18 protein-coding genes are annotated in these 25,908 nt (G+C 61.4%); 16 read left to right on the top strand and 2 right to left on the bottom strand.

Going from position 1 to position 25,908, the window contains the following annotated elements; genetic code table 11:
• The first annotated feature begins 39 nt into the window (after positions 1 to 39).
• The 5 genes from JWU58_RS25640 (at position 40) to JWU58_RS25620 (ending at position 9,592) form a co-directional block, all read left to right on the top strand.
• Positions 40 to 2,490, top strand: a complete 2,451-nt coding sequence (locus JWU58_RS25640) for a glycogen/starch/alpha-glucan phosphorylase (RefSeq protein ID WP_206421210.1) — start codon at positions 40 to 42, stop codon at positions 2,488 to 2,490.
• A gap of 251 nt (positions 2,491 to 2,741) precedes the next feature.
• Positions 2,742 to 6,323 carry a DUF2339 domain-containing protein gene (locus tag JWU58_RS25635; RefSeq protein WP_206421209.1) on the top strand — a complete coding sequence of 1,194 codons (3,582 nt, stop codon included), beginning with the start codon at positions 2,742 to 2,744 and terminating at the stop codon, positions 6,321 to 6,323.
• The gene (locus JWU58_RS25630) at positions 6,320 to 7,684 is read left to right on the top strand and encodes a DUF3999 domain-containing protein (RefSeq protein WP_122747963.1); all 1,365 of its coding nucleotides are present in this window, start codon (positions 6,320 to 6,322) and stop codon (positions 7,682 to 7,684) included. The genes JWU58_RS25635 and JWU58_RS25630 overlap by 4 nt, the downstream gene beginning before the upstream one ends.
• Positions 7,685 to 7,975: 291 nt before the next feature.
• The gene (locus JWU58_RS25625; RefSeq protein ID WP_016772098.1) at positions 7,976 to 8,986 is read left to right on the top strand and encodes a class 1 fructose-bisphosphatase; all 1,011 of its coding nucleotides are present in this window, start codon (positions 7,976 to 7,978) and stop codon (positions 8,984 to 8,986) included.
• Between the two features lie 3 nt (positions 8,987 to 8,989).
• A complete protein-coding gene (locus tag JWU58_RS25620; protein ID WP_123444033.1) occupies positions 8,990 to 9,592 on the top strand; it encodes a DUF924 family protein in 603 nt (200 codons plus the stop codon).
• A gap of 310 nt (positions 9,593 to 9,902) precedes the next feature.
• Here the strand turns inward: JWU58_RS25620 and JWU58_RS25615 are convergent, their stop codons facing one another.
• Positions 9,903 to 11,795 (bottom strand): methyl-accepting chemotaxis protein, encoded by a 1,893-nt coding sequence (locus JWU58_RS25615; RefSeq protein WP_197047952.1) that lies wholly within the window; start codon positions 11,793 to 11,795, stop codon positions 9,903 to 9,905.
• Positions 11,796 to 12,077: 282 nt separating this feature from the next.
• On the opposite strand from JWU58_RS25615, the gene JWU58_RS25610 reads away from it, so the two are divergent.
• Both JWU58_RS25610 and JWU58_RS25605 read left to right on the top strand, forming a co-directional pair.
• Positions 12,078 to 12,332 (top strand): hypothetical protein, encoded by a 255-nt coding sequence (locus JWU58_RS25610; RefSeq protein WP_016772095.1) that lies wholly within the window; start codon positions 12,078 to 12,080, stop codon positions 12,330 to 12,332.
• 29 nt (positions 12,333 to 12,361) lie between these two features.
• On the top strand, positions 12,362 to 12,931 hold the full coding sequence (locus tag JWU58_RS25605; protein ID WP_016772094.1) for a lipocalin family protein: 570 nt from the start codon (positions 12,362 to 12,364) through the stop codon (positions 12,929 to 12,931).
• Between the two features lie 121 nt (positions 12,932 to 13,052).
• Here JWU58_RS25605 and JWU58_RS25600 read toward each other — a convergent pair whose 3' ends face one another.
• The gene (locus tag JWU58_RS25600) at positions 13,053 to 14,417 is read right to left on the bottom strand and encodes a formimidoylglutamate deiminase (protein WP_123444032.1); all 1,365 of its coding nucleotides are present in this window, start codon (positions 14,415 to 14,417) and stop codon (positions 13,053 to 13,055) included.
• Between the two features lie 146 nt (positions 14,418 to 14,563).
• On the opposite strand from JWU58_RS25600, the gene hutC reads away from it, so the two are divergent.
• The 9 genes from hutC to hutH (JWU58_RS25555) all read left to right on the top strand — a co-directional run bounded on the left by hutC (position 14,564) and on the right by hutH (JWU58_RS25555) (position 25,790).
• Complete coding sequence (hutC, locus tag JWU58_RS25595) at positions 14,564 to 15,274, top strand: histidine utilization repressor (RefSeq protein ID WP_162999786.1); 711 nt, start codon at positions 14,564 to 14,566, stop codon at positions 15,272 to 15,274.
• Positions 15,271 to 15,843 carry a HutD/Ves family protein gene (locus JWU58_RS25590; RefSeq protein WP_206421208.1) on the top strand — a complete coding sequence of 191 codons (573 nt, stop codon included), beginning with the start codon at positions 15,271 to 15,273 and terminating at the stop codon, positions 15,841 to 15,843. Before hutC ends, JWU58_RS25590 begins: the two co-directional genes overlap by 4 nt.
• Before the next feature lie 475 nt (positions 15,844 to 16,318).
• Positions 16,319 to 18,010 carry a urocanate hydratase gene (hutU, locus tag JWU58_RS25585; protein ID WP_206421207.1) on the top strand — a complete coding sequence of 564 codons (1,692 nt, stop codon included), beginning with the start codon at positions 16,319 to 16,321 and terminating at the stop codon, positions 18,008 to 18,010.
• A gap of 163 nt (positions 18,011 to 18,173) precedes the next feature.
• Positions 18,174 to 19,646 carry a purine-cytosine permease family protein gene (locus tag JWU58_RS25580; protein WP_122747968.1) on the top strand — a complete coding sequence of 491 codons (1,473 nt, stop codon included), beginning with the start codon at positions 18,174 to 18,176 and terminating at the stop codon, positions 19,644 to 19,646.
• Between the two features lie 71 nt (positions 19,647 to 19,717).
• Positions 19,718 to 20,686 carry an ABC transporter substrate-binding protein gene (locus tag JWU58_RS25575; protein ID WP_206421206.1) on the top strand — a complete coding sequence of 323 codons (969 nt, stop codon included), beginning with the start codon at positions 19,718 to 19,720 and terminating at the stop codon, positions 20,684 to 20,686.
• Between the two features lie 68 nt (positions 20,687 to 20,754).
• Positions 20,755 to 21,606, top strand: a complete 852-nt coding sequence (locus tag JWU58_RS25570; protein ID WP_016772087.1) for an ABC transporter permease — start codon at positions 20,755 to 20,757, stop codon at positions 21,604 to 21,606.
• A complete protein-coding gene (locus tag JWU58_RS25565; RefSeq protein ID WP_016772086.1) occupies positions 21,603 to 22,433 on the top strand; it encodes a quaternary amine ABC transporter ATP-binding protein in 831 nt (276 codons plus the stop codon). The genes JWU58_RS25570 and JWU58_RS25565 overlap by 4 nt, the downstream gene beginning before the upstream one ends.
• Positions 22,434 to 22,617: 184 nt before the next feature.
• Positions 22,618 to 24,141: a histidine ammonia-lyase gene (hutH, locus tag JWU58_RS25560; RefSeq protein WP_206421205.1), complete on the top strand. Its 1,524-nt coding sequence runs from the start codon at positions 22,618 to 22,620 to the stop codon at positions 24,139 to 24,141.
• Between the two features lie 116 nt (positions 24,142 to 24,257).
• A complete protein-coding gene (hutH, locus tag JWU58_RS25555) occupies positions 24,258 to 25,790 on the top strand; it encodes a histidine ammonia-lyase (RefSeq protein ID WP_206421204.1) in 1,533 nt (510 codons plus the stop codon).
• Positions 25,791 to 25,908: the final 118 nt, after the last annotated feature.

Below are 25,908 nucleotides of genomic sequence, written 5' to 3'. Positions count from 1 at the left end.
CTAGGCTCAGAAAATTCCCGCTCGCTCGAGGTCCTGTTGATGACTCAAGAACCACTAGTTCGCGAAGCAGAGGTGGCCGCATTCCGCGACGCCGTCCTGACCAAACTCACCTACGCCGTGGGCAAAGACCCCGATCACGCCTTCGACCATGACTGGTTCGAAGCCATCGCCCTGGCTGCGCGTGATCACATGGTCGAACACTGGATGGACCACACCCGACAGATCTATCGCAAAGGCCAGAAGCGGGTTTATTACCTCTCGCTGGAATTTCTCATCGGCCGTTTGCTCTACGACAGCCTGAGCAACCTCGGCCTGCTCGATGTCGCCCGTGAAGCGCTGACTGAACTGGGCGTCGATCTGGAGCGCATCCGCCTGCTGGAGCCCGATGCGGCGCTCGGCAACGGCGGCCTCGGTCGTCTCGCGGCGTGCTTCATGGAAAGCATGTCGACCCTTGGCATCGCCGGCCATGGCTATGGCATTCGTTATGAGCACGGCTTGTTCCGTCAGGCGATTGTCGATGGCTGGCAACAGGAGCAGACCGAACACTGGCTGGATTTCGGCAACCCTTGGGAATTCGAACGGCCGGAAGTGGCTTACCCGATCGGCTTCGGCGGCAGCGTCGAAACCGTCACCGATGCCTCCGGCAAGACTCGTCAGGTCTGGTCGCCGGCGGAAACCGTGCGCGCCATTGCTTATGACACGCCGGTGGTCGGCTGGCGCGGAGCGAGCGTCAACACTCTGCGCCTGTGGCGTGCCCGCGCCATGGAAGACCTGCACCTGGAACGCTTCAACGCCGGTGACCACCTGGGCGCCGTGGCGGAAGTGGCCCGCGCCGAAAGTATCTCCCGCGTCCTTTATCCGGCCGACAGCACCGAAGCCGGGCAAGAACTGCGCCTGCGTCAGGAATACTTCTTTGTCGCCGCTTCGCTGCAGGATCTGCTGCGCCGTCACCGCAACATGCACACCTCGGTGCTGACCCTCGGTGACCACGCGGCGATCCAGCTCAACGACACTCACCCCTCGATCGCCGTGGCCGAACTGATGCGCCAACTGGTCGACGTCTACGACGTCGCGTGGGACGCAGCATGGCAAGTCACTGTCGACACGCTGTCGTACACCAACCACACGCTGCTGCCGGAAGCGCTGGAAACCTGGCCGGTCGGGCTGATGGAACGCATGCTGCCACGGCACATGCAGATCATTTACCTGATCAACGCGCAGCACATCGATTCGCTGCGGGCCAAGGGCATTCATGACTTCGACGTGTTGCGTGCGGTGTCGCTGATCGAAGAAGACAACGGCCGCCGGGTGCGCATGGGCAACCTCGCGTTCCTCGGTTCGCACAGCGTCAACGGCGTGTCCGGTCTGCATACGCAGCTGATGCGCAAAACCGTATTCGCCGAACTGCACAAGCTCTACCCTGAGCGGATCAACAACAAAACCAACGGCATCACCTTCCGCCGCTGGCTGTATCAGGCCAACCCGGAACTGACTTCGATGCTGGTCGATGCCCTCGGCCCGGACCTGCTCGATCATCCTGAAGAGCGCCTGCTCGAACTCGAGCCGTTCGCCGAGAAAACCGCGTTCCGCAAAGCCTTCGCCGAGCAGCGTTTGCACAGCAAGAAGGCGCTGGCCTATCTGATTCACGAGCGCCTCGGGATCGCGGTCAACCCGGCGGCGATGTTCGACGTGCAGGTCAAACGTATCCACGAATATAAACGCCAGCTGCTCAACCTGATGCACACCGTGGCGTTGTACCAGGCGATTCGTGCCGAGCCGGAAGTCGACTGGGTGCCACGGGTGAAAATCTTCGCCGGTAAAGCGGCGGCGAGTTATCACCAGGCCAAACTGATCATCAAGCTGACCAATGACATTGCTCGGGTGGTGAACAACGACCCGACCGTGCGTGGTCTGCTGAAAGTGGTGTTCCTGCCCAACTACAACGTCAGCCTGGCCGAAAGCATTATCCCCGCGGCTGACCTGTCCGAGCAGATTTCCACCGCCGGTTTCGAGGCGTCGGGCACCAGTAATATGAAGTTCGGCCTCAATGGCGCGCTGACCATCGGCACCCTCGACGGTGCCAACGTGGAAATGTGCGAGCGCATCGGTGCCGAGCACATGTTCATCTTCGGTCTCAGTGCGCAACAGGTTGAAGCGCGCAAGCACAACAACGAGTTCAGCGCCGTACCCGACATCGCCGCCTCCCATCGTTTGAACGATGTGCTGCAAGCGATTCGCAGCGGTGTGTTCTCGCCGGACGATACCTCGCGTTACACCGGCCTGATCGACTCGTTGATCGACTATGACCGCTTCCTGGTCTGCGCCGATTTCGACTCCTATTGGGAAGCGCAGAAGCGTGTCGATGCGCACTGGCATGACTCGCAGAACTGGTGGCGTTCGGCGGTGCTCAACACCTCGCGGATGGGCTGGTTCTCTTCCGATCGGACGATTCGCGAGTACGCCACGGATATCTGGAAAGCGCTGGAGTAACTTTCCCCGACAAATCTGCGCAAGGCCCAACGTTTGTTGGGCCGGATCGATATACTGAGCGCCGGTTAAAAGGCATCAATCACCGCCGTACCCTGTGGGAGCGAGCCTGCTCGCGAAGCGATCGTCGACTTAAACAGAAATGTTGGCTGACAATCCGCCTTCGCGAGCAGGCTCGCTCCCACACGGTTTGTGCCTAGACTGAAGCCATCGCCGGACTCGCCCCGCCCCGGGGCTGCTTAGGGATATCGACCATGCAATGGATGTTCATGTTGATCGGGCTGGTGCTCGGTGGACTGCTCGACGAGTCGTTCAGTGGCGCGCTATTGGGTGCGCTGCTGGGGCTGGTCATCGGCCAGGCGCTGCGCATTGCGCGCCTTGGCTCGCAGGCGGCGGAGCAACAGCGTCAACTCGAGCAGGTGCGCGAAGCCTTGCAAGGCGTGGCTCAGCGGCTGTTTGTGCTGGAGGGTTCGCCCTCGCATGCGCCCGCGCCGTCACCTGAAGCCGAGCCAGTCGCCGCACCCGTCGACGTGGCTGAGCAGGCTGCCCTGACCCCTGAACTGATCTGGGAACTGCCTCCCGAACTCGAACCGATTTCCGCCGTCGCCCGCGAACCCAGCCAGCCGCTGCCGGCCGATGTCTGGCGCGCCGAACCGGCTCCCGTTGCACCATCGCAAAAACCCGCCGAACCCCGTGGCCCGAACCTGATCGAACGCGGCATCGGCGCTGCGCGCAACTGGCTGTTTGGCGGCAATACAGTGCTGCGCGTCGGTGTGGTGCTGCTGTTTTTCGGTCTGGCATTTTTACTGCGTTACGCCACCGAAGGCATGGTGGTGCCGATCGAGTTGCGGTACGCCGGCGTCGCGGCAGCGGCGTTGGCTCTGCTTGCGCTGGGCTGGTGGTTGCGCCGACGCAACAGCAACTATGCATTGATGCTGCAAGGCACCGGGATCGCGGTGTTGTACCTGACGGTGTTTGCGGCGATGCGTCTGCATCCGTTGCTTGATCCGTCCGCTGCACTCGGTTTGCTGGTCGCGGTGACGGTGTTCTCGGCCATTCTGGCGATTACCCAGGACGCGCTGGGGTTGGCCGCAGCGGCGGCACTCGGTGGTTTCGCCGCGCCTATTCTGACTTCTACCGGCGAAGGCAATCACGTCGCACTGTTCAGCTATTTCGCTCTCCTCAACGCGGGCATTCTTGCTATCGCCTGGTTCAAGGCCTGGCGGCTGCTCAACCTGATCGGTTTCGTCGGTACCTTCGGTATCGGATTCGCCTGGGGCCTGCGTTCCTACACGCCGGAATTGCTGTGGAGCACCGAGCCGTTCCTGATTTTGTTTTTCCTCATGTACCTCGCCATCGGCCTGCTCTTCGCCCGGCGCAAATTGCGCGACCTGCAGGATGCTCCGGCGGAGGCTGATCGCGACGCGCTGCTGCAATGGTCTGCACGCAAGGGTGATTATGTCGACGGCACCATGCTGTTCGGCCCGCCGATCATTGGCTTCGGTTTGCAGTTTGCGTTGGTCCAGCACCTCGAATTTGCGGCGGCGTTCAGTGCATTGGCGCTGGGCATGATCTATATGGCGCTGGCCAAAGTTTTGATGGGCGGGCGCGCGATGCTGCTGGGCGAAACCTGCCTGGCGCTGGGAGTGATTTTCGCCAGCCTGGCGATTCCGCTGGGGCTCGATGCGCGCTGGACTTCTGCGGCGTGGGCCGTGGAAGGCGCGGGAATTTTCTGGCTCGGGTTGCGTCAGCATCGACCGTTTGCCCGGGCCTTTGCCTTACTGCTGCAACTGGGTTCGGCACTGGCGTTTCTCAGCCAGTTGCAGCCCGGCGAGAGCAGCCTGCTCGACGGCGCACCGCTGGGCGCGCTGATGCTTGGCGCCGCGCTGCTGTTCAGTTTCTTCCAACTGCGCAAGGCTACGCCCGAGCAAACATTGCCGTGGGAAAGGCAAGGCCTGCCAGTGCTGGCGTGTCTGGGCCTGACGTTCCTGTATCTGCTGGCGCCGTTGTTGCTGTTCATCCAGGGCACGGCGATCAGTTGGGCCTTGGCCGGTTTGGCAACGTTGTTTGTCGGCTTGCGGATTCAATCACGCACATTCCTGTTCACCGCGTTCGCCGTGCAGTTGCTGGGCGGCGCGTTGTTCCTGCTGCGCCTGCAAACGGCCGGCGAAGATTCGACGGCGGTGTTCAGCGCTGGCTGGAGCGGTTTGCTCAGTGCGTCCCTGATCGGGCTGGCCTTGATTGGTGGCATGCTGCTGGCGGCGCGGGACGAGATGGTGCGCGGCGATGTGCGCCTGCTGCGTGGCTTGTCGGTGGTGCTGCTGGCCGGGCTGGTACTGATCAATCTGGCGGTGCTGTTCGTGCTGCCGTGGCAAACCGCGAGTGCAGTGTGGGCGGCCAGCGGTTTGCTGATCATCTGGCTGAGCCTGTACCTGCAACAGCGTCTGAGTTTCGTTTTCGGGCTGCTGTTGCAGGTGGTCGGCGGCGCGGCGTTTCTGCTCGCCGGCCCCGAATGGCTCGGGCCGTTATCTAGCGAAGGATTGCAACCATTGGCCCATGGCGGCTTCTGGACACCGCTGGTGCTGGGGCTGGCCGCGCTGATCGGTGCGTGGCGCTTGCAATTGGGCAACCATGCCACGGCTTTTGATGCCTTGAGTTTGCAGCGCTTGTCGCAAGTGCTGCTGGTCTGGGGCGCCGGTTGGTGGACGCTGGCGTGGGTCAGCGAAATCCTGCGTTTCGCCTCGCCGAACCTGCAAGGCACATTGTTGCTGCTGGTCGCTGCGATCAGTGTGGCGCTGTGGACGCTGTTGTCACTGCGCTTGAAATGGCCGGCGCTGGGGTTGCTCTGCACCTTACTGATTCCTGCGGCGGCGCTGGTTTTGCTCGGCGCTTGGCATTCGCGCTACCACCCGGCCGCCGACTTCGGCTGGCTGGCGTGGCCGGCGCTGTTCGCGGTGCACTTCTTCAGCCTGCGCCGCTTGGGGTCCATGTTGCCGGCGCGCGCATTGAGCGTGGCCCATGTGCTCGGTTGCTGGCTGCTGATTGGCGTGCTGGCGCTGGAGTTGCGTTACGGCCTGCTGCTGTTGTCCGAGCAGTACAACGCGTGGCGCTGGCTGGGCTGGGCGATTCTGCCGAGCCTCTATCTGTTGCTGATGGCTGCACCCCGAACGTGGCCGTGGCCGGTGGCCGCATTTTCTCGGGAGTACCGCTTGTATGCGGCGGCACCGCTGGCGGTGCTGATGCTGGCGTGGTTCTGGCTGGCCAATGGCGTCAGCGATGGCAATGCCGAACCGTTGCCTTACGTGCCGCTGCTCAACCCATTGGAGCTGGGGCTGCTGTTTGCGCTGTTCGGCGTTTATGTCTGGTCGCGCAGCGCCGTTGCGCAGTTGTCGATCCGTCAGGATCATGCCGACCACGCCACGCAACTGATCGCCGGGGTTTCGCTGTTCGCCTTCTGCACCGCGCTGGTCACCCGTGCGGCACATCACTGGGCCGGCATCCCGTTCGAGCTTGATCAACTGCTCGCGTCGATGCTGGTGCAGGCCGGCCTGTCGATCGTCTGGACGTTGATGGCGCTGGGGCTGATGATCGGCGGCCATCTGCGCCATCGCCGCGAAGTGTGGCTCATCGGCGCGGCACTGATTGCGCTGGTGGTGGCCAAACTGATTTTTGTCGAACTGAGCAACCGTGGCGGTCTCGCCCGGATCGTCTCGTTTATCGGTGTCGGCGTATTGCTGCTGGTGGTCGGCTACTTCGCGCCGCTGCCACCCAAACGCGTCGAGGCTGAACCGGCGGCGGACAAACCCGCGCCGGATACCGAAGGAGTTGCATCTTGAGTCGCATGCTGAATCTGGGGTGGTTGGCGCTGGGCGTGGTGATGGTCGCTGGTGCTCAGGAAAAACCGGCGGACTTCGCCACGCAAGTCCCGTTGACGGTGAGCGGCAATGGCCCGTGGTATCGCCTCGACCTGCCGCTGAGCGCGCAATTGCAGGCGCGCCAGACCGATCTCAGCGACTTGCGTGTGTTCAACGCCGCCGGCGAAGCGCAGGCCTACGCCTTGGCTCGCGAATCGGCGCAGACCCGCGACGACGGCAAGCTGCACGAGGTCAAATGGTTCCCGCTGTACAACGCTGCCGACGCCAGCGAGCGTGCGCCGAATGTGCGCGTGCAGTCGACCACCAACGGCACCCTGGTCGAAGTGCAACCGTCCTCGCAACTGGAGGCGGGCGAAGAAGTGCTGCGCGGCTGGCTGCTCGATGCCAGTGCGATCAAGGCACCGTTGCAGCAGTTGATCCTCGACTGGACCAGCGAGCGCGACGGTTTTCAGCGTTTCAGCATCGAGGCCAGTGACGATCTGCAGCACTGGCAGTCATGGGGCGAGGGCCAGGTGGCACGGCTGACCTTTTCCGATGAGCGCATCGAACAGCACGAAGTGACCCTGCCGGGGCAGACCGCGCGCTATGTGCGCCTGCTGTGGGAGTCGCCGGGCTCGGCGCCCGTCCTGACGTCGGCGCAATTGAAAAGCAGCGACCCGCGCAACCTGCCGCTGCCTTTGGTGTGGTCGCCCAGCGTGGCCGGCAGCAGCACCAAATCCGGGGAATACACCTGGCAGTTGCCGATGGGGCTGAATGTCGAGCGGGTGCAGATTGAGCTGAAACAGCCGAACAGTCTGGCGCCGGTGACGTTGGCCGGCCGGCGCGAGAGCAACTTGCCGTGGCAGACGCTGAGCAGCGGTTTGCTGTATCGCCTGAGCCAGAACAATCAGGACGTGGTGCAGAACGAAATCCCGCTGTCCGGGCAGACCGTGCAGCAACTCAAGCTGACCGTGGATGAGCGCGGCGGCGGTCTGGGTGAGCAGGCGCCGGACCTGAAATATGCGGTGCGCGCCACGCAAGTGATCTTCCTCGCCCGGGGCGAAGGGCCGTACAGTCTGGCCTTGGGCAATGCCACGGTGAAAACGGCGAACCTGCCACTGGCAACGTTGATTCCGGATTTCAAGCCAGAGAAGCTGGCGAGCCTGGGCAAGGCGACGGTGCAGGACGAAGCAGTGGCCACGCAAACCTCAACGGCGACGACGGCTGCGGTGGCCGGAACCAATTGGAAGAAGTTCGGGCTGTGGGCGGTGTTGCTGCTCAGTGTGGTGTTTCTCGGGGCGATGGCGTTCAGCCTGTTGCGCAAGCCGCCAGCCAATACCTGAGCATGGCGGCGCTTTGCGCCATTCGCGAGCGGGCTCGCTCCCACAATGGAATGCATTCCAATGTGGGAGCGAGCTTGCTCGCGAAGGCGCCCGGGCAAACACTGAAAATCCTCAATCGCTCATGCCGAACCGAACTACGCTCAATCCGACACCTGAACTCTCCACCAACAATCACGTCTCATACAGGCAAATACACCCAGGCGCACGTTAGCCGGCGTCTTCGCTCGCTAGGTTTTCAGACTCCCTGTAAACTGCGCGGGTTTTCCGCCCCCCATTCCACCGGAGCCGTCCATGTCCCGCGTTACCTTGAGTCGCTATTTGATTGAGCAGACCCGCAGCAACAACACTCCTGCCGATCTGCGCTTTTTGATCGAAGTGGTAGCGCGTGCCTGCAAGGAGATCAGCCACGCCGTGTCCAAAGGCGCCCTGGGTGGTGTTCTGGGCAGCATGGGCACCGAGAACGTGCAAGGCGAAGTGCAGAAGAAGCTCGACGTGATCTCTAACGAGATCCTGCTCGAAGCCAACGAATGGGGCGGTCACCTGGCCGGCATGGCGTCCGAAGAAATGGACAACGCCTACCAGATCCCGGGCAAATACCCTAAAGGCGCATACCTGCTGGTCTTCGACCCACTGGACGGCTCGTCGAACATCGACATCAACGCCCCGGTCGGCACGATCTTCTCGGTACTGCGTTGCCCGAACGAATACCTGAGCCAGAACGAGCCGCTGAACGAAAAAGCTTTCCTGCAGCCAGGCACCCAGCAAGTGGCCGCCGGTTACGCCATCTACGGCCCGCAGACCATGCTGGTGCTGACCCTGGGCGACGGCGTCAAAGGCTTCACCCTGGACCGCGAAATGGGCAGCTTCGTCCTGACTCACGAAGACATCACCATCCCGGAAACCACCCAGGAATTCGCCATCAACATGTCCAACCAGCGTCACTGGGAAGCCCCGGTGCAGCGCTATGTCGGCGAGCTGCTGGCTGGTGAAGAAGGCCCGTTGAAGAAGAACTACAACATGCGTTGGGTCGCGGCGATGGTTGCCGACGTCCACCGCATCCTGACCCGTGGTGGTCTGTTCATGTACCCGCGCGACAGCCGCGAGCCGTCGAAACCGGGCAAGCTGCGCCTGATGTATGAAGCCAACCCGATGTCGTTCCTCGTCGAACAAGCCGGCGGCGCGTCCACCGACGGTCACCAGCGTATTCTCGACATCCAGCCGGAAGGCCTGCACCAGCGCGTTGCAGTGTTCCTCGGTTCGAAAGAAGAAGTCGCCCGCGCCACGGCCTACCACAAGGAATAAGCCATGCACGCGCCCTGGCAGCCGTTGCTCGACTGGTGGTTCGGACACGCCGAATCAGCCAGCGAAGTAGCGGCCGAAAAGGGCAAGTTGTGGTTCGGCAAGCGAAACAGCCAAGACCTCGAAGCGCAGACGCGTTTCGGGGTCTTTGTCGATCAGGCCCTTGCCGGCGAATTGACCGAGTGGACGCAATGTCCCGAAGGCTGGCTGGCGGTGGTGCTGTTGCTCGATCAACTGCCACGCATGATCTATCGCGATACCCCCAAAGCGTTTTCCGGTGATCTGCTCGCACAGAAGCTCGTCGCCCAAGGCATTGCAGCGGATTTCGATCGGCAGTTGAAACCGATTCAGCGGGTATTCATTTATCTGGTATTCGAACACTGCGAAAACCTCGCGGTGCAAAACGAAGCCGTTTCCAGATTTATTGAATTGGTGGCTGAACAGCCAGAGACGGAGCGGGCGGTGTTTGCCGATAACCTGGACTATGCCGAGCGGCATCAGAAAGTGATTGCCCGATTTGGCCGGTTTCCGCATCGCAATGCGGTGTTGGGGCGGGAGTCTACGGCTGAAGAGTTGGTATTTCTTTCCAAACCTGGATCACGGTTCTAGTTTGCTGGGCTGGATCCAGTTCATCTAGCTCAAGAAATACGTCTTCAGCGTTTGTATAGTTTCCTCGATCGATTTCCTCGCTACCCAGCGCAAGGATTGCCAATAATGTGATTTGATCTGGATGAACCCCGTTGTGTTTCTTGTTCATCTGGCAAATTCCCGATGTTTATATTGAAGACATTCTGCGTGATGCAGGCCGCTTTCGCGAGCAGGCTCGCTCCCACAGGATCTGGTGGTGCACTCAAATTGTGTAACAACCGGAGATCCCTTTGGGAGCGAGCCTGCTCGCGAAGAGGCCTGAGGCTGCAGCTTAGATCCTGAAGCTGCCGACCAGATGCTTCAACCGCGCCGCCTGCTGCTCAAGGTCCGAACAGGCTCGCAATGTCGCCTGCAAGTTCTCCACGCCTTCCTGATTCAGCGTGTTGATCTCGTTGATATCAACGTTGATCGACTCGACCACGGCTGTCTGTTCTTCGGTCGCGGTGGCCACCGACTGGTTCATGCCGTCGATTTCGCCGATGCGCTGGGTCACGCTGCCCAGACGCTCGCCGGCCTGGTTGGCGATGCCGACGCTGCTTTCGCTCTCGCGCTGGCTCTCGGTCATGATGGTTACTGCCTGACGTGCGCCGACCTGCAACTCTTCGATCATCTTCTGTACTTGCTGCGCCGAATCCTGGGTGCGGTGCGCGAGGTTGCGCACCTCGTCGGCGACCACGGCGAAACCGCGTCCGGCTTCACCGGCGCGCGCGGCTTCGATGGCGGCGTTGAGTGCGAGCAGGTTGGTCTGCTGGGAGATGCTGGTGATCACTTCGAGAATCTGACCGATGTTCACCGTGTTGCTGTTAAGGGTTTCGATGTTGCCGCAGGAATCGCTGATCTTTGCCGACAGCTGTTGCATGGCGTGGATGGTTTTATCCACCACCTGCTGGCCGTCGACCGCGAGGCTGCGCGCATCGCTGGAATGCTGCGAGGCGAGGGCGGCGTTCTGGGCGATTTCCTGAGCGGCGGCGCCGAGCTGATTGATCGCGGCGGCGACGCTGTTGGTGCGGCTGGCCTGCTGGTCGGAGTTGTACATCGACGAGTTCGAGGCAGCGACCACACGCAGGGCGACTTCGTTGACCTGGCCGGTCGCCGAGGACACTTCGCGGATCGACGTATGAATGCGTTCGACGAAGCGGTTGAACGACGTACCCAGCGCGCCGAATTCATCGTTGCCGTGAATCACCAGACGCTTGGTCAGGTCGCCTTCGCCTTCAGCGATGTCATGCATCGCGCGGCCCATGGTCAGCAGTGGCTGCATCAGCACGCGAATCAGCATGCCAAGCAGGCCGATGATGATCAGCACGGCGATGACCATGGCGATCAGCGCCGAGGTGCGGAATTCGCTGAGCATCGAGAACGCGGTGTCTTTATCGAGCACCAGCGCCACGTACCAGTCAGCCGATGGCACTCCGTTGACGCGAGTGAAGGAAATCAACTGGGTCTTGCCGTCGAACTCGACTTCTTTCAGGCCCGGGCTGACTTGAGGCGCGCCGTTCGGATAGGCCTCGGCGAGGGTCTTGAGCACCAGCTTGCTGTCCGGGTGAATCAGGATCTTGCCTTCGGCGCTGACGATGAATGCGTGACCGTGGCCGCCGAAGTTCAGCGAGTTGATGATCGCGCTGACGCTGGTCAGATCGATGTCGGCCCCGGCCACGCCGAGCATCTGGCCCTGACGCTGCACCGGCGTGGCGACGGTGATCACCAGCTTGCCCGACGAAGCGGCAATGTACGGTTCGGTGACGATGGTCTGCTGTGCGCTATTGGCGGCTTTGTACCAGCCGCGCGCCCGTGGATCGTAGTCCGGCGCGCGGTTGCCGGCCGGCACCGAGAACATCACGCCGTCGGCACCGCCAAAATAGCTGAGCTGGAAATTGCCGGTGTAGGCGGGCAGGTCAATGATGCGTTTGAGGCTGGCGGGCGCGTTGCCGTCAACGGCGACTTGCTGCGACAGCGATTGCAGCAGCTGAATGCGGCTTTCCAGCCAGGTCTGGATGTTGCTGGTGGTCAGGCTGCCCAGCTCCTGCATGGTCGCTTCGGTACTGCTGCTCAAGGCCTGACGCTGGCGATAGTCGTTGAAGAAGATGAAACAGGCGAACGCAACGGCCACCACAAGGGCAGCAGCCAGCAGAATCTTGTGGCTGAATTTCATGTTTCTGGTCATCGAATGAACTACCGCGAGGGGGCTGGTCAGGAAAGGGCGGCAATTTGCCATATTCGGCAGCGTTGCGCTGCTCTTATTTTCGACCGCGCCGCGCCAAAGATTAGGCGTTTGCAGGGAAAGTCGACGAAATGCTCGACGGCTTCACAAAGTTTTTGATTTACCGGCAAAAGCCGGACGGGCGGGCTGATAAATAGGCGTTCGGTCACGGAACCAGATGACACTTTTCTCTTCTAAGCTTCTGGTTGGCACCATGCCATCCCCCCTCGTTCCAGGAGTTTCACCATGTCGCTGCGATCTATCGCCCTGCTGTCGTTTTGCGTGCTGTTGGCCGCATGCAGCAAGGTCAATCAGGAAAACTACTCCAAGCTCTCGGCCGGCATGGCCAAGTCCGAAGTGGAAACCCTTCTCGGCAAGCCCACTGATTGCTCGGGCGCGCTCGGTATGTCCAGCTGTACCTGGGGCGACAAGAACAGCTTTATCAGCGTGCAATACGCCGGTGACAAAGTGCTGATGTTTTCCGGCCAAGGCCTGAAGTAAACCGGGGCTTCGCGCCCACGGAGAAAAAAATGAAGCGGTTATTGCTGATCCTTTTTGCTGGCCTGGTACTGGCTGGCTGCGCCACTTCCGGCGTCGACCCGTTGGCGCCCAAGACCGTCAACAGCGTCAATCTCAAGCGTTATCAGGGCACCTGGTATGAACTGGCACGCTTGCCGATGTACTTCCAGCGCCACTGCGCGCAATCCGAAGCCCATTACACCCTCAAGCCTGACGGTAATGTCGGCGTGCTCAATCGTTGCCTGACCCCGGAGTGGCAGTGGGAAGAAGCCAAGGGCACGGCTTATCCACAAGTGCCGGGCAAGACCGACAAGCTCTGGGTCGAATTCGATAACTGGTTCTCGCGCCTGGTGCCGGGTGTGGCAAAGGGCGAGTACTGGGTGTTGTACGTCAGCGACGATTACAAGACCGCCATCGTCGGCGATCCGAGTCGCAAGTACCTGTGGCTGCTGTCACGCACACCGACCGTCAACGGTGTAGTGCGCGAAGAATTGCTGAGCAAGGCGCGTCAGCAGGGTTACGACACCACACGCCTGATCTGGCGCGCGTCGGATCGGCAGATGGCCAAGACATCCAATTAAGCCTCGATACAAATCAACTGTGGGAGCGAGCCTGCTCGCGAAGAGGGTGTATCAGTCGACATGAATATGGACTGATACACCGCTTTCGCGAGCAGGCTCGCTCCCACAGTTTGGTTTTGGGTCAGCCCAAGAGATCGCGCAGGACCCGGGTGAAGGCTCGGGCGCTGTGCTCTTCGCCGGCATGCCGGCCATCGCGCACCACCCACTGACCATTGACCAGCACATCGCGCACCTGGCGATCGCCGCCGGCGAACAACCAGCGGTTCAGAATCCCGTCGCCATTGGCCGTCGCTAGATACGGATCGTTGCCATCCAGGACAATCCAGTCCGCGCGCTTGCCCACTTCCAACGCGCCGATCGGCTGACCCAGCGCCTGCGCGCCGCCGTCCAGCGCCGCGTCATACAGGGTGCGACCGACCATCGGCTGTTGCGCGCCATACAAGCGATTGCGCCGCTGATCGCGCAGACGCTGACCATATTCCAGCCAGCGCAATTCCTCCACCACGCTGAGCGAGACATGGCTGTCGGAACCGATACCCATGCGCCCGCCCTGTGCGAGGAAATCCACCGCCGGGAAAATCCCGTCGCCCAGATTCGCTTCAGTGGTCAGGCACAGCCCGGCGATTGCGCGACTGTTGGCCATCAGCGTGACTTCTTCCGGGTTGGCGTGGGTGGCGTGGACCAGACACCAGCGCTGATCGACTTCAGCGTTCTCGTAGAGCCATTGCAACGGACGGCGACCGCTCCAGCTCAGGCAATCGTCGACTTCTTTCTGCTGCTCGGCGATATGGATGTGCACCGGGCATTGTTTGTCACTGGCCGCCAACACTTCGCTGATCTGCTGCGGAGTTACCGCGCGCAACGAGTGGAAACACAGGCCCAGCGATTGCGCCTTCTGCTGCGCCAGTAATGGCTGCAAACGCGCTTGCAGATTCAGATAGTTTTCAGTGCTGTTGATAAAGCGACGCTGGCCATCGTTGGGCGTTTGCCCGCCGAAACCGGAATGACTGTAGAGCACTGGCAGCAGGGTCAGACCGATACCGCTTTCGCTGGCGGCCTGGCTGATGCGCAACGCCAGTTCCGCCGGATCGGCGTACGGTTGGCCGTTGCTGTCATGGTGCACGTAGTGAAATTCGGCGACCGAGGTGTAACCGGCCTTGAGCATTTCGATGTACAGCTGACGGGCGATGATGCCGAGCTGATCGGGGCTGATTTTTCCGACGAGGCGGTACATCAGATCGCGCCAGGTCCAGAAACTGTCGTTGGGGTTGCCGGCCACTTCGGCCAATCCAGCCATGGCGCGCTGGAAGGCGTGAGAGTGCAGATTGGGCATTCCCGGCAGCAACGGCCCGCGCAGCCGCTCGGCGCCGTCTGCGCTGGAATCGGCCTGGATTCGGGTCAACAAGCCATCGGCGCTGACCTCGAGACGTACATTGTTGACCCATCCCTCAGGCAGCAGTGCGCGTTCGGCAAAGAAGGCGGACATCGTTCGGCACCCCATCGTGTGTTATTTGTATATACATATACAGACGTTTGCCTGCCCGGTAAACTCCGGCAAGCTAGTCACTTTCATCCAATGAACAGGGATCAACCGTGCCGACTCCGCCTCCAGTTTCTCCGTTGGCCGCGAACATGGGCGACAGTCCGGCGCCTTTGTACGCCCGCGTCAAACAGATGATCACCCAGCAGATCGACAGCGGTAACTGGCCGCCGCACTACCGCGTGCCGTCCGAAAGCGAACTGGTCAGCCAGCTCGGCTTCAGCCGCATGACCATCAACCGCGCCCTGCGCGAGATGACCGCCGACGGCCTGCTGGTGCGCATGCAAGGCGTGGGTACGTTTGTCGCCGAACCGAAGAGCCAGTCTGCGCTGTTCGAAGTGCACAACATCGCCGATGAAATCGCCTCGCGCGGCCATCGCCACACCTGCCAGGTCATCACCCTCGAAGAAGAAGCTGCCGGCTCCGAACGCGCGCTGGCGCTGGACATGCGCGAAGGTCAGAAGGTCTTCCACTCGCTGATCGTGCATTACGAAAACGGCATTCCGGTGCAAATCGAAGACCGTTTCGTCAACGCCCTGGTCGCGCCGGAATACCTCAAGCAGGATTTCACCCTGCAAACGCCTTATGCCTATCTCAACCAGGTCGCGCCGCTGACCGAGGGCGAGCACGTGGTCGAAGCGATTCTTGCCGAGCCGTCGGAGTGCAAGCTGCTGCAGATCGAAAAGGGCGAGCCGTGCCTGCTGATTCGCCGGCGAACCTGGTCGGGGCGTCAACCGGTGACGGCGGCGCGTTTGATCCACCCCGGTTCCCGCCATCGTCTGGAAGGGCGCTTTCATAAATGAATTATCAAGTGAAGGTTCTACGCGCCGAAGGCTACCCGCGCATGCCGTGGAAAAACGGCGGCGGCAGCACCGAGGAAATCACCCGCGATGCGGGCACTGGCCTGGACGGTTTCGGCTGGCGCCTGTCGATTGCCGACATCACCGAATCGGGCGGTTTCTCGACATTCGCCGGTTACCAGCGAGTGATCACCGTGTTGCAGGGCGACGGCATGACCCTGTGCGTCGACGGTGACGATACCCGTCCACTGTTACTCTTGGACCCGTTTGCTTTCAGCGGCGAAAGCCAAGTGTCCTGCACTTTGCTCGGCGGTGCGATTCGCGACTTCAATCTGATCTACGCGCCGCAACGTTACAGCGCGCGATTGCAGTGGCTGGACGGTGAGCAGCGGTTTTTCAGCTCGGCATCGACGCTGCTGGTGTTCAGTGTCAGTGAGCTGATGGACGTGCGTGTTGGCGACGGCGTTTCGCAGCTCGGTCGGCATGATTGCCTGCAACTGGACGGCAACAGTGGGCTGGTCGAAGTCTCCACCAACGCGGCATGCTGCGTGATCGAACTCCCCCAGAACTGAACACACCCTGTGGCGAGGGGATTTATCCCCGCTGGGTCGCGAAGCGGCCCCATTCCTGATTTAAAAAAGCGGTCTGCTGCGCAGCCCAGCGGGGATAAATCCCCTCGCCACAAAAGCCAACCCCACTCTTGTTTCCCTCCACGCACCAACTTGTTACCGAACGCCCCAGCGTGGCGCAAAACCACGCTCACTTGGCCTAGCCGCATCTCCTCAGAATCTCCTCCCGGAAAATTTCATCCACGCCAGAACCCTCGATTCAGGCGCTCTCCAGCCATGCCCGTGATTTTTCCAGAACACTCCTCCAACAAGTTGGCCGCTTGATTGCATATGCTTGTATGTACAAGTAAAGACGTATGCGTATGAGTCGGTCGAGACTCTCCGCAGCGTCCACTGATTCGCTTGTCGCGCAGCACAGCGCGCAGGCTGCTGCCCACTGCCAGGGTTGGTTTGAATTGATCGCTGAGGAGTCTTTTTCGTGACTGACAATACCCAGAACAGCAACAAGTTTCGTGACGTGCAGATCCGCGCCGCCCGCGGTAACACGCTGACCGCCAAGAGCTGGCTGACCGAAGCGCCGCTGCGCATGCTGATGAACAACCTCGACCCGGAAGTCGCCGAGAACCCGAAAGAATTGGTGGTCTACGGTGGCATCGGTCGCGCCGCGCGCAACTGGGAGTGCTACGACAAGATCGTCGAAAGCCTGACCAACCTGAATGACGACGAAACCCTGCTGGTGCAATCGGGCAAGCCGGTCGGCGTATTCAAGACTCATAGCAACGCGCCGCGCGTGCTGATCGCCAACTCCAACCTGGTGCCGCACTGGGCGAGCTGGGAACACTTCAACGAACTCGACGCCAAAGGCCTGGCCATGTACGGCCAGATGACCGCCGGCAGCTGGATCTACATCGGCAGCCAGGGCATCGTTCAGGGCACCTACGAAACCTTCGTTGAAGCCGGGCGCCAGCATTACAACGCTGACCTGAAGGGTCGCTGGGTGTTGACCGCAGGCCTCGGTGGCATGGGCGGCGCGCAACCGCTGGCCGCCACCCTGGCCGGCGCCTGCTCGCTGAACATCGAATGCCAGCAGGTCAGCATCGATTTCCGCCTGAAAAGCCGTTACGTCGATGAGCAAGCCAAAGACCTCGACGACGCTCTGGCGCGCATCGACAAATACACCAAAGAAGGCAAAGCGATTTCCATCGCCCTGCTCGGCAACGCGGCGGAAATCCTGCCGGAACTGGTCAAGCGCGGCGTGCGCCCGGACATGGTCACCGACCAGACCAGCGCCCACGATCCGCTCAACGGCTACCTGCCGGCCGGCTGGAGCTGGGACGAATACCGCGCCCGCGCCAAGACCGAACCGGCCGCTGTGATCAAAGCCGCCAAGCAGTCGATGGCGGTGCACGTCAAAGCCATGCTGGAGTTCCAGAAGCAAGGCATTCCGACCTTCGACTACGGCAACAACATCCGTCAGATGGCTCAGGAAGAAGGCGTCGAAAACGCTTTCGATTTCCCGGGCTTCGTGCCGGCCTACATCCGTCCGCTGTTCTGCCGTGGCATCGGCCCGTTCCGCTGGGCGGCGCTGTCGGGTGATCCACAGGACATCTACAAAACCGACGCCAAGGTCAAAGAGCTGATCCCGGACGACGCGCATTTGCACAACTGGCTGGACATGGCCCGCGAGCGCATCAGCTTCCAGGGTCTGCCGGCGCGTATCTGCTGGGTCGGTCTGGGCCAGCGCGCCAAGCTCGGTCTGGCGTTCAACGAAATGGTCCGTAGCGGTGAGCTGTCGGCCCCGGTGGTGATCGGTCGCGACCACCTCGACTCCGGCTCGGTCGCCAGTCCCAACCGCGAAACCGAATCGATGCAGGACGGTTCCGACGCCGTCTCCGACTGGCCGCTGCTCAACGCACTGCTGAACACCGCCAGCGGCGCGACCTGGGTCTCCTTGCACCACGGCGGCGGCGTCGGCATGGGCTTCTCGCAGCATTCGGGGATGGTGATCGTCTGCGACGGTACCGATGAGGCTGCCGAACGCATTGCTCGTGTGCTGCATAACGACCCGGCGACTGGCGTCATGCGCCATGCCGATGCCGGTTACCAGATTGCCATCGACTGTGCGAAAGAGCAGGGGCTGAATCTGCCGATGATCACTGATCGCAAGTAATACGCTTTTGCTGCATGTGGGAGCGAGCTTGCTCGCGAAGAGGCCGGCACAGTCAACATTTGTGTCGGCAGACAGATTGCTTTCGCGAGCAAGCTCGCTCCCACAGAAAAGCAGCTCCACCGATGCTCAGTGAACCCGAACAGCAATCCACAGAGGTTGAATCATGGCGGTTAACAACGAACGTGCAGGCAGTACCCCGTTGATCGAAAGGCGTTCGATCGACTACATCCCGGAAGCGGAAAGACACGGTCGTCTGTTCAGCCAGTTCACCCTGTGGATGGGCGCCAACCTGCAGATCACCGCGATCGTCACCGGGGCCCTGGCGGTGGTGCTTGGCGGTGATGTGTTCTGGTCGTTGATCGGTCTTTTGATCGGCCAGCTGCTCGGCGGTGGTGTGATGGCGCTGCATGCCGCGCAGGGACCGAAACTGGGCTTGCCGCAGATGATCTCCAGCCGTGTGCAATTCGGCGTTTATGGCGCAGCGATTCCAATCGTGCTGGTATGCCTGATGTACCTGGGTTTCACCGCCACCGGGACAGTGCTCTCCGGGCAGGCGCTGGGGCAGTTGTTCGGTGTCAGCGACAGTGTTGGCATCCTGATTTTCGCCAGTGTCATCGTGCTGGTCACAGTGCTCGGCTATCGGGTGATCCACTGGATCGGCCGCGTCGCCAGCGTGATTGGCGTGATCGCTTTTGTGTTCCTTTTCTGGCGGCTGATGAGCCAGACCGACGTCGGCGCACTTCTGCAGATACGTCATTTCAGCTGGAGCAGTTTCCTCCTGGCGGTGTCGCTGGCGGCGTCCTGGCAGATCGCTTTCGGCCCGTATGTAGCGGACTACTCGCGTTACCTGCCGAGCGCCACTTCATCGGTGAAAACCTTTTTCGCCGCCGGTGCCGGCTCGGTGATCGGCGCCCAGGTGGCGATGATCCTCGGCGTGTTTGCCGCCGCTTCGGCCAACGGTCAATTCGCTGGCCATGAAGTCGCCTACATCGTCGGCCTCGGCGGTACCGGCGCCACTGCCGCGCTGCTGTATTTCAGCATCGCGTTCGGCAAGGTGACCATTTCGACGCTGAACTCCTACGGCAGCTTCATGTGCATCGCCACCATCATCAGTGGCTTCAAAGGGCACCTGACGGTTACTCGCATGCAGCGGCTGATCTTCGTGCTGTTCATCGTCGGCGCGGCGACGCTGATTGCCCTGCTCGGGCAGCACTCGTTCCTCGGTGCGTTCAAGTCGTTCATCCTGTTTCTGCTCGCCTTCTTCACCCCGTGGAGCGCGATCAATCTTGTCGACTACTACTGCATCACCCGCGAGCGTTACGACGTGCCGGCGCTGGCCGATCCGAACGGCCGCTACGGCCGCTGGAACCTGCTCGGTATCAGCGTCTATGTGTTCGGCGTGCTGGTGCAGCTGCCATTCATCTCGACCAAGTTCTACACCGGGCCGCTGGTGGCCGCCCTCGGTGATGTGGACATTTCCTGGATCATCGGCCTGGTTCTCCCGGCCGCCGTCTATTACTTCTGCGCAAAGAAATGGCACAGCGCAGTGCCCGATCGCCTGATTCTGCCGGTCGAGCAGAACAGCACCCAACAAGCAAAAACGAGCGGGGCCGGTCGCGCTGCGGCGCAGGCCTGATCTGGACGTGGACCAGGCTGGATGCCTCTTGAACTGCCGTAAGCCCATTCATGATTAGGAGCGTCACGACAATGAAATCGAACAAGACCCTGCTGACCACATTGCTGTCCATGGGCCTGTTGGCCAGTGCCGGGGCGACGCAAGCCGCCGGCTGGTGCGAATCGGGCAAACCGGTGAAATTCGCCGGGCTGAACTGGGAGAGCGGCATGCTCCTGACCGACGTTATGCAAGTGGTGCTGGAGAAAGGTTACGGCTGCAAGACCGACAGCCTGCCGGGCAATTCCATCACCATGGAAAACGCCCTGAGCAGCAACGATATTCAAGTGTTCGCCGAAGAGTGGGTCGGCCGCAGCGAGGTCTGGAACAAGGCCGAGAAGGCCGGCAAGGTCGTCGGTGTCGGCGCGCCGGTAGTGGGCGCGATCGAGGGCTGGTACGTGCCGCGCTATGTGATCGAAGGCGACGCCAAGCGCAAGCTTGAGGCGAAAGCCCCGGACCTGAAAAACATCGCTGACCTGGGCAAGTATTCCGCCGTGTTCAAGGACGCCGAAGAGCCGTCCAAGGGCCGCTTCTACAACTGCCCGGCCGGCTGGACCTGCGAGCTCGACAACAGCGAAATGCTCAAGAGCTACGGCCTGGAAAACAGCTACACCAACTTCCGCCCAGGCACCGGACCTGCGCTGGATGCGGCAGTGCTGTCGAGCTACAAGCGTGGCGAGCCGATCCTTTTCTACTACTGGTCGCCAACGCCGCTGATGGGGCAGATCGACGCGGTCAGGCTTGAAGACCAGGCGCAGGGCAACAAGACCATTAGCATCAAGGTCGGCCTGTCGAAAACCTTCCACGACGAAGCTCCGGAACTGGTCGCCGTGCTGGAGAAAGTCAACCTGCCGATCGATCTGCTTAATCAGAACCTCGGGCGCATGGCCAAGGAACGTATCGAGTCGGCAAAACTGGCGAAAATCTTCCTCAAGGAACATCCTGAAGTCTGGCACGCATGGGTGAGCGACGACGCAGCCAAGAAAATCGACGCGGCCTTGTAGGTCAGGTTTCCCGGCTGCCAGCACGGCAGCCGGACGCTTGATCGCAACCCCTTGATTGAGAGTCCCTTATGTTTCCCGAAAGCTTTACCTTTTCCATCGCCGACTGGGTCAACGGTTGGGTCGATTCGCTGGTGACCAATTACGGCGACGTGTTCCGGCACATCTCCGACACGCTGCTGTGGGCTATCGTCAGTCTCGAAGGTCTGCTGCGTGCGGCGCCGTGGTGGTTGATGCTGGCAATCGTCGGTGTCATCGCCTGGCACGCCACGCGCAAAGTGGTGACCACCGCCGTGATTGTCGGCTTGCTGTTTCTGGTGGGTGCGGTTGGCCTGTGGGACAAGCTCATGCAGACCCTGGCGCTGATGATGGTCGCGACGATCATTTCGGTGCTGATCGGCATCCCGCTGGGGATTCTCTCGGCGCGCAGCAATCGCCTGCGTTCGGTGTTGATGCCGCTGCTCGACATCATGCAGACCATGCCGAGTTTCGTTTACCTGATTCCGGTGCTGATGCTGTTCGGCCTGGGCAAGGTGCCGGCGATTTTCGCCACGGTGATCTACGCCGCGCCACCGCTGATCCGTCTGACTGATCTGGGTATTCGCCAGGTTGACGGCGAAGTCATGGAGGCGATCAACGCCTTCGGCGCCAACCGCTGGCAGCAACTGTTCGGCGTGCAACTGCCGCTGGCGCTGCCGAGCATCATGGCCGGGATCAACCAGACCACGATGATGGCCCTGTCGATGGTGGTGATCGCCTCGATGATCGGCGCCCGTGGCCTCGGTGAAGACGTACTGGTGGGGATTCAGACCCTCAACGTCGGCCGTGGTCTCGAAGCCGGGCTGGCGATCGTGATTCTCGCGGTGGTCATCGACCGCATCACTCAAGCGTACGGCCGGCCACGCCACGAGGTGAGCAAATGAGCAACGCAAGCGTGAGCAAGATCGAAGTGCGCAACGTCTTCAAGATTTTCGGCAACCGCGCCAAGGATGCGCTGGCCATGGTCGGCCAGGGCAAGAGCAAGGATCAGGTGCTCAACGAAACCGGTTGTGTGGTCGGCGTGAACGACTTGTCGCTGAGCATCGGCACCGGCGAAATCTTTGTGATCATGGGCCTGTCCGGCTCGGGCAAATCCACCCTGGTACGGCACTTCAATCGCCTGATCGACCCCACCAGCGGGGCGATTCTGGTCGATGGCGAGGACATCCTGCAGTACGACATGGACGCCCTGCGCGAATTTCGTCGGCACAAGATCAGCATGGTGTTCCAGAGCTTCGGCCTGCTGCCGCACAAGACCGTGCTCGATAACGTCGCCTACGGTTTGAAAGTCCGTGGCGAAAGCAAGCAGGTCTGCGCCGAGCGCGCGCTGCACTGGATCAACACCGTCGGCCTCAAGGGCTATGAAAACAAATACCCGCACCAGCTCTCCGGCGGCATGCGTCAGCGCGTCGGCCTCGCCCGTGCGTTGGCGGCGGACACCGACATCATCCTCATGGACGAAGCATTCAGTGCGCTGGATCCGCTGATCCGCGCCGAGATGCAGGACCAGTTGCTGGAACTGCAAAAGACCCTGCACAAAACCATCGTCTTCATCACCCACGACCTCGACGAAGCCGTGCGCATCGGCAATCGCATCGCGATTCTCAAGGATGGCCGGTTGATCCAGGTGGGTACGCCAAGAGAGATCCTGCACTCGCCGGCGGATGAGTATGTCGACCGGTTCGTACAGCGGCGGGCGGCGGTGGTGTGACGCTGAGTGGCCGTTGTGGTGAGGGGATTTATCCCCGTTCGGCTGCGAAGCAGTCGTAAAACCGGCCACTGCGGTCTGTCTGACGGATTTGCGGGCATGGTTTGGGGCGGCTTCGCCACCCAACGGGGATAAATCCCCTCACCACAGGGTTACCGGCATCAACAGAATTGGTATGAGGTTAGAGATGTCCCAGGCTGAAAAAATCGTTATCACAGGCAGCCCTCTGCGTTGGCAGGACGTGGTCGCTGTCGCCCGTCACGGTGTGCCGCTGGATCTGTCCAGCGACACCTGGGCGCGCATCGACAACGCTCAGGCCATCGTTCAGCGCATCGTCGCCAGCGGCGAGCGCGCCTATGGCGTCAACACCGGTCTGGGCGGTCTGTCCAACGTCTCGCTGCAAGACGAACAGCTCAGCCAGCTCTCGCGCAACACCTTGCTCAGCCATGCCTGCGGTGTCGGCCCGGTGCTCAGCGACGAGCAGACCCGCGCAATCATCTGCGCCGCGATTCACAACTACAGCCACGGCAAATCCGGCCTGCATCGGCGCGTGGTCGAAGGGCTGCTGGCGCTGCTCAATCGCGGCATCACTCCGCAGGTGCCGTCGCAGGGTTCGGTGGGTTATCTGACGCACATGGCGCACATCGGCATCGCGTTGCTCGGCGTCGGTAATGTCAGCTATCGCGGGCAGATCACCTCGGCGCAACAGGCGTTGGCCGAAGAAGGCCTGCAACCAGTGCAACTCGGTGCGAAGGATGGCTTGTGTCTGGTCAATGGCACGCCGTGCATGACCGGCCTCAGTTGCCTGGCGATTGCCGACGCTACGCGGCTGTTGCAATGGGCCGACGTCATCGGCGCGATGAGTTTCGAAGCCCAGCGCGGCCAGATCGATGCGTTCGATGCCGAGATCATTGCACTCAAGCCGCATCCGGGCATGCAGCAGGTCGGCAACAACCTGCGCGCCTTGCTCGATGGCAGCGAAGTGATCGCTGCGAGCAAAGGCATTCGCACTCAGGATGCGCTGAGCATTCGTTCGATCCCGCAGGTGCATGGCGCCGCGCGTGATCAACTGGAGCACGCAATCAAACAGGTCGAAGCCGAACTCAACGGCTGCACCGACAACCCGTTACTGCTCGGCACACCGGACAATTTCCGGGTGATGTCGCAGGCCAACCCGCACGGTCAATCCGTGGCGATGGCGGCGGATCTGCTGGCGATTGCCATGGCCGAAATCGGCTCGATTGCCGAGCGTCGTCTGGACCGTTTGGTCAATCCGCACGTCAGCGGTCTGCCGGCGTTTCTGGTGGCCAATCCCGGGGTCAACTCGGGGATGATGATCGTGCAATACGTCGCCGCCTCGCTGTGTGCGGAAAACCGCCAATTGGCGCAACCGGCGGTACTCGACAACTACATCACCTCGGGCCTGCAGGAAGATCACCTGAGCATGGGCACCAACGCCGCGCTGAAGCTGCACCGCGCGCTGGAAAACTGCACGCAGATCCTCGCAATTGAATACCTGCTGGCGGCGCAGGCGTTTGAATTCCTCAAGGAACAGCGCTTTGGCGTGGGCACCGACCGCGCGTGGAAACTGCTGCGCGCAACGGTCCCGGCCTACGATCAGGACCGCTGGCTGGCGCCGGATATCGCTGCCGCTGCGACCGTGTTGAAAGACCCGAATCTGCCGCACAACGTTCTCCCGAATTTGCACTGACAACTACCCATACCAGCGTGCCAAGGCGTGGATCGTTCACAAGACGAGAAGCGACGGATAACGGAATGCTCCGGAGCGACTGGTAGTTAATAACAATGCCTGACAGGAGCATTTTAATGACTGCGCTGAACCTGATCCCCGGCCAACTGAGCCTGGCCCAACTGCGTGACGTCTACCAGCATCCGGTAACCTTGACTCTCGACAACAGCGCCAGCGCGCAGATCGAGGCCAGCGTCGCCTGTGTCGAGCAGATCCTCGCCGAGAACCGCACCGCCTACGGCATCAACACCGGTTTCGGCCTGCTGGCCTCGACGCGCATCGCCAGTGAAGACCTGGAAAACCTGCAGCGTTCGCTGGTGCTCTCGCACGCGGCCGGCGTCGGCCAGCCGATCAGCGATGAGCTGGTGCGACTGATCATGGTGCTCAAGGTCAACAGCCTCAGCCGCGGTTTTTCCGGGATCCGTCGGCAGGTGATCGATGCGCTGATAGCGCTGATCAATGCCGAGGTCTATCCGCACATTCCGCTGAAAGGTTCGGTCGGTGCGTCGGGGGATCTGGCGCCGTTGGCGCACATGTCGCTGGTGCTGCTGGGCGAGGGCAAGGCGCGCTACAAGGGCGAATGGCTTGAAGCCACCGAAGCGCTGAAAGTCGCCGGCCTGGCGCCGCTGACTTTAGCGGCTAAAGAAGGTCTGGCCCTGCTCAACGGTACTCAGGTTTCCACAGCCTTTGCGCTGCGCGGTTTATTCGAAGGCGAAGACCTGTTTGCCGGTGCCCTGGCGCTGGGCAGTCTTACTGTTGAAGCCGTGCTCGGTTCGCGCTCGCCGTTCGACGCGCGCATTCACGCCGCACGTGGGCAGAAAGGTCAGATCGACGCCGCTGCGGCTTATCGCGATCTGCTCGGTGAGCGCAGCGAAGTCTCCGCCTCGCACCAGAATTGCGACAAGGTCCAGGACCCGTACTCGCTGCGCTGCCAGCCGCAAGTCATGGGCGCCTGCCTGACCCAGTTCCGTCAGGCCGCTGAAGTGCTGGCGGTGGAAGCCAACGCGGTTTCCGACAACCCCTTGGTCTTCGCCGCTGAAGGCGACGTGATTTCCGGCGGCAACTTCCACGCCGAACCGGTAGCCATGGCCGCTGACAACATGGCCCTGGCCATCGCTGAAATCGGCTCGCTGAGCGAACGCCGCATCTCGCTGATGATGGATAAGCACATGTCGCAACTGCCGCCGTTCCTCGTCGCCAACGGTGGTGTGAACTCCGGCTTCATGATCGCGCAAGTAACTGCGGCAGCACTGGCCAGCGAAAACAAGGCGCTGTCCCATCCCCATTCGGTGGACAGCCTGCCGACCTCGGCCAACCAGGAAGATCACGTATCGATGGCCCCGGCCGCCGGCAAGCGCCTGTGGGAAATGGCCGAGAACACTCGCGGCATTCTCGCCGTGGAATGGCTGGCGGCGGTGCAGGGCCTGGATCTGCGCAACGGCCTGAAGACCTCACCGAAGCTGGAACAGGCGCGGGCGATTCTGCGCAAGGAAGTGCCGTTCTATGAGAAGGACCGCTTCTTTGCGCCGGACATCAATGCTGCGACGCAATTGCTGGCGTCGCGGTGTCTGACCGAGCTGGTGCCGGCGAAGCTTTTGCCGAGCCTTTAACCCTACCCACTGATCGTTCCCACGCTCTGCGTGGGAATGCCTCAAGGGACGCTCCGCGTCCAGTGACGCGGAGCGTCACGGGCTGCATTCCCACGCAGAGCGTGGGAACGATCACTAT

The organism is Pseudomonas atacamensis (assembly GCF_017167965.1).
Lineage (GTDB): Bacteria > Pseudomonadota > Gammaproteobacteria > Pseudomonadales > Pseudomonadaceae > Aquipseudomonas > Aquipseudomonas atacamensis.
Note: the sequence above shows the minus strand (reverse complement) of the source record. Positions and strands in the feature narration are given on the sequence as shown.

Bases quoted from the DNA above. Each gene is read 5' to 3' on its own strand.
- hutH (WP_206421204.1), top strand. From the start codon at position 24,258: ATGACTGCGCTGAACCTGATCCCCGGCCAACTGAGCCTGGCCCAACTG.
- JWU58_RS25625 (WP_016772098.1), top strand. From the start codon at position 7,976: ATGTCCCGCGTTACCTTGAGTCGCTATTTGATTGAGCAGACCCGCAGC.
- JWU58_RS25590 (WP_206421208.1), top strand. From the start codon at position 15,271: ATGAATTATCAAGTGAAGGTTCTACGCGCCGAAGGCTACCCGCGCATG.
- JWU58_RS25575 (WP_206421206.1), top strand. From the start codon at position 19,718: ATGAAATCGAACAAGACCCTGCTGACCACATTGCTGTCCATGGGCCTG.
- JWU58_RS25640 (WP_206421210.1), top strand. From the start codon at position 40: ATGACTCAAGAACCACTAGTTCGCGAAGCAGAGGTGGCCGCATTCCGC.
- JWU58_RS25565 (WP_016772086.1), top strand. From the start codon at position 21,603: ATGAGCAACGCAAGCGTGAGCAAGATCGAAGTGCGCAACGTCTTCAAG.
- JWU58_RS25610 (WP_016772095.1), top strand. From the start codon at position 12,078: ATGTCGCTGCGATCTATCGCCCTGCTGTCGTTTTGCGTGCTGTTGGCC.
- JWU58_RS25615 (WP_197047952.1), bottom strand. From the start codon at position 11,795: ATGACCAGAAACATGAAATTCAGCCACAAGATTCTGCTGGCTGCTGCC.
- JWU58_RS25620 (WP_123444033.1), top strand. From the start codon at position 8,990: ATGCACGCGCCCTGGCAGCCGTTGCTCGACTGGTGGTTCGGACACGCC.
- JWU58_RS25635 (WP_206421209.1), top strand. From the start codon at position 2,742: ATGCAATGGATGTTCATGTTGATCGGGCTGGTGCTCGGTGGACTGCTC.
- hutC (WP_162999786.1), top strand. From the start codon at position 14,564: ATGGGCGACAGTCCGGCGCCTTTGTACGCCCGCGTCAAACAGATGATC.
- JWU58_RS25570 (WP_016772087.1), top strand. From the start codon at position 20,755: ATGTTTCCCGAAAGCTTTACCTTTTCCATCGCCGACTGGGTCAACGGT.
- JWU58_RS25580 (WP_122747968.1), top strand. From the start codon at position 18,174: ATGGCGGTTAACAACGAACGTGCAGGCAGTACCCCGTTGATCGAAAGG.
- JWU58_RS25600 (WP_123444032.1), bottom strand. From the start codon at position 14,417: ATGTCCGCCTTCTTTGCCGAACGCGCACTGCTGCCTGAGGGATGGGTC.
- hutH (WP_206421205.1), top strand. From the start codon at position 22,618: ATGTCCCAGGCTGAAAAAATCGTTATCACAGGCAGCCCTCTGCGTTGG.
- JWU58_RS25605 (WP_016772094.1), top strand. From the start codon at position 12,362: ATGAAGCGGTTATTGCTGATCCTTTTTGCTGGCCTGGTACTGGCTGGC.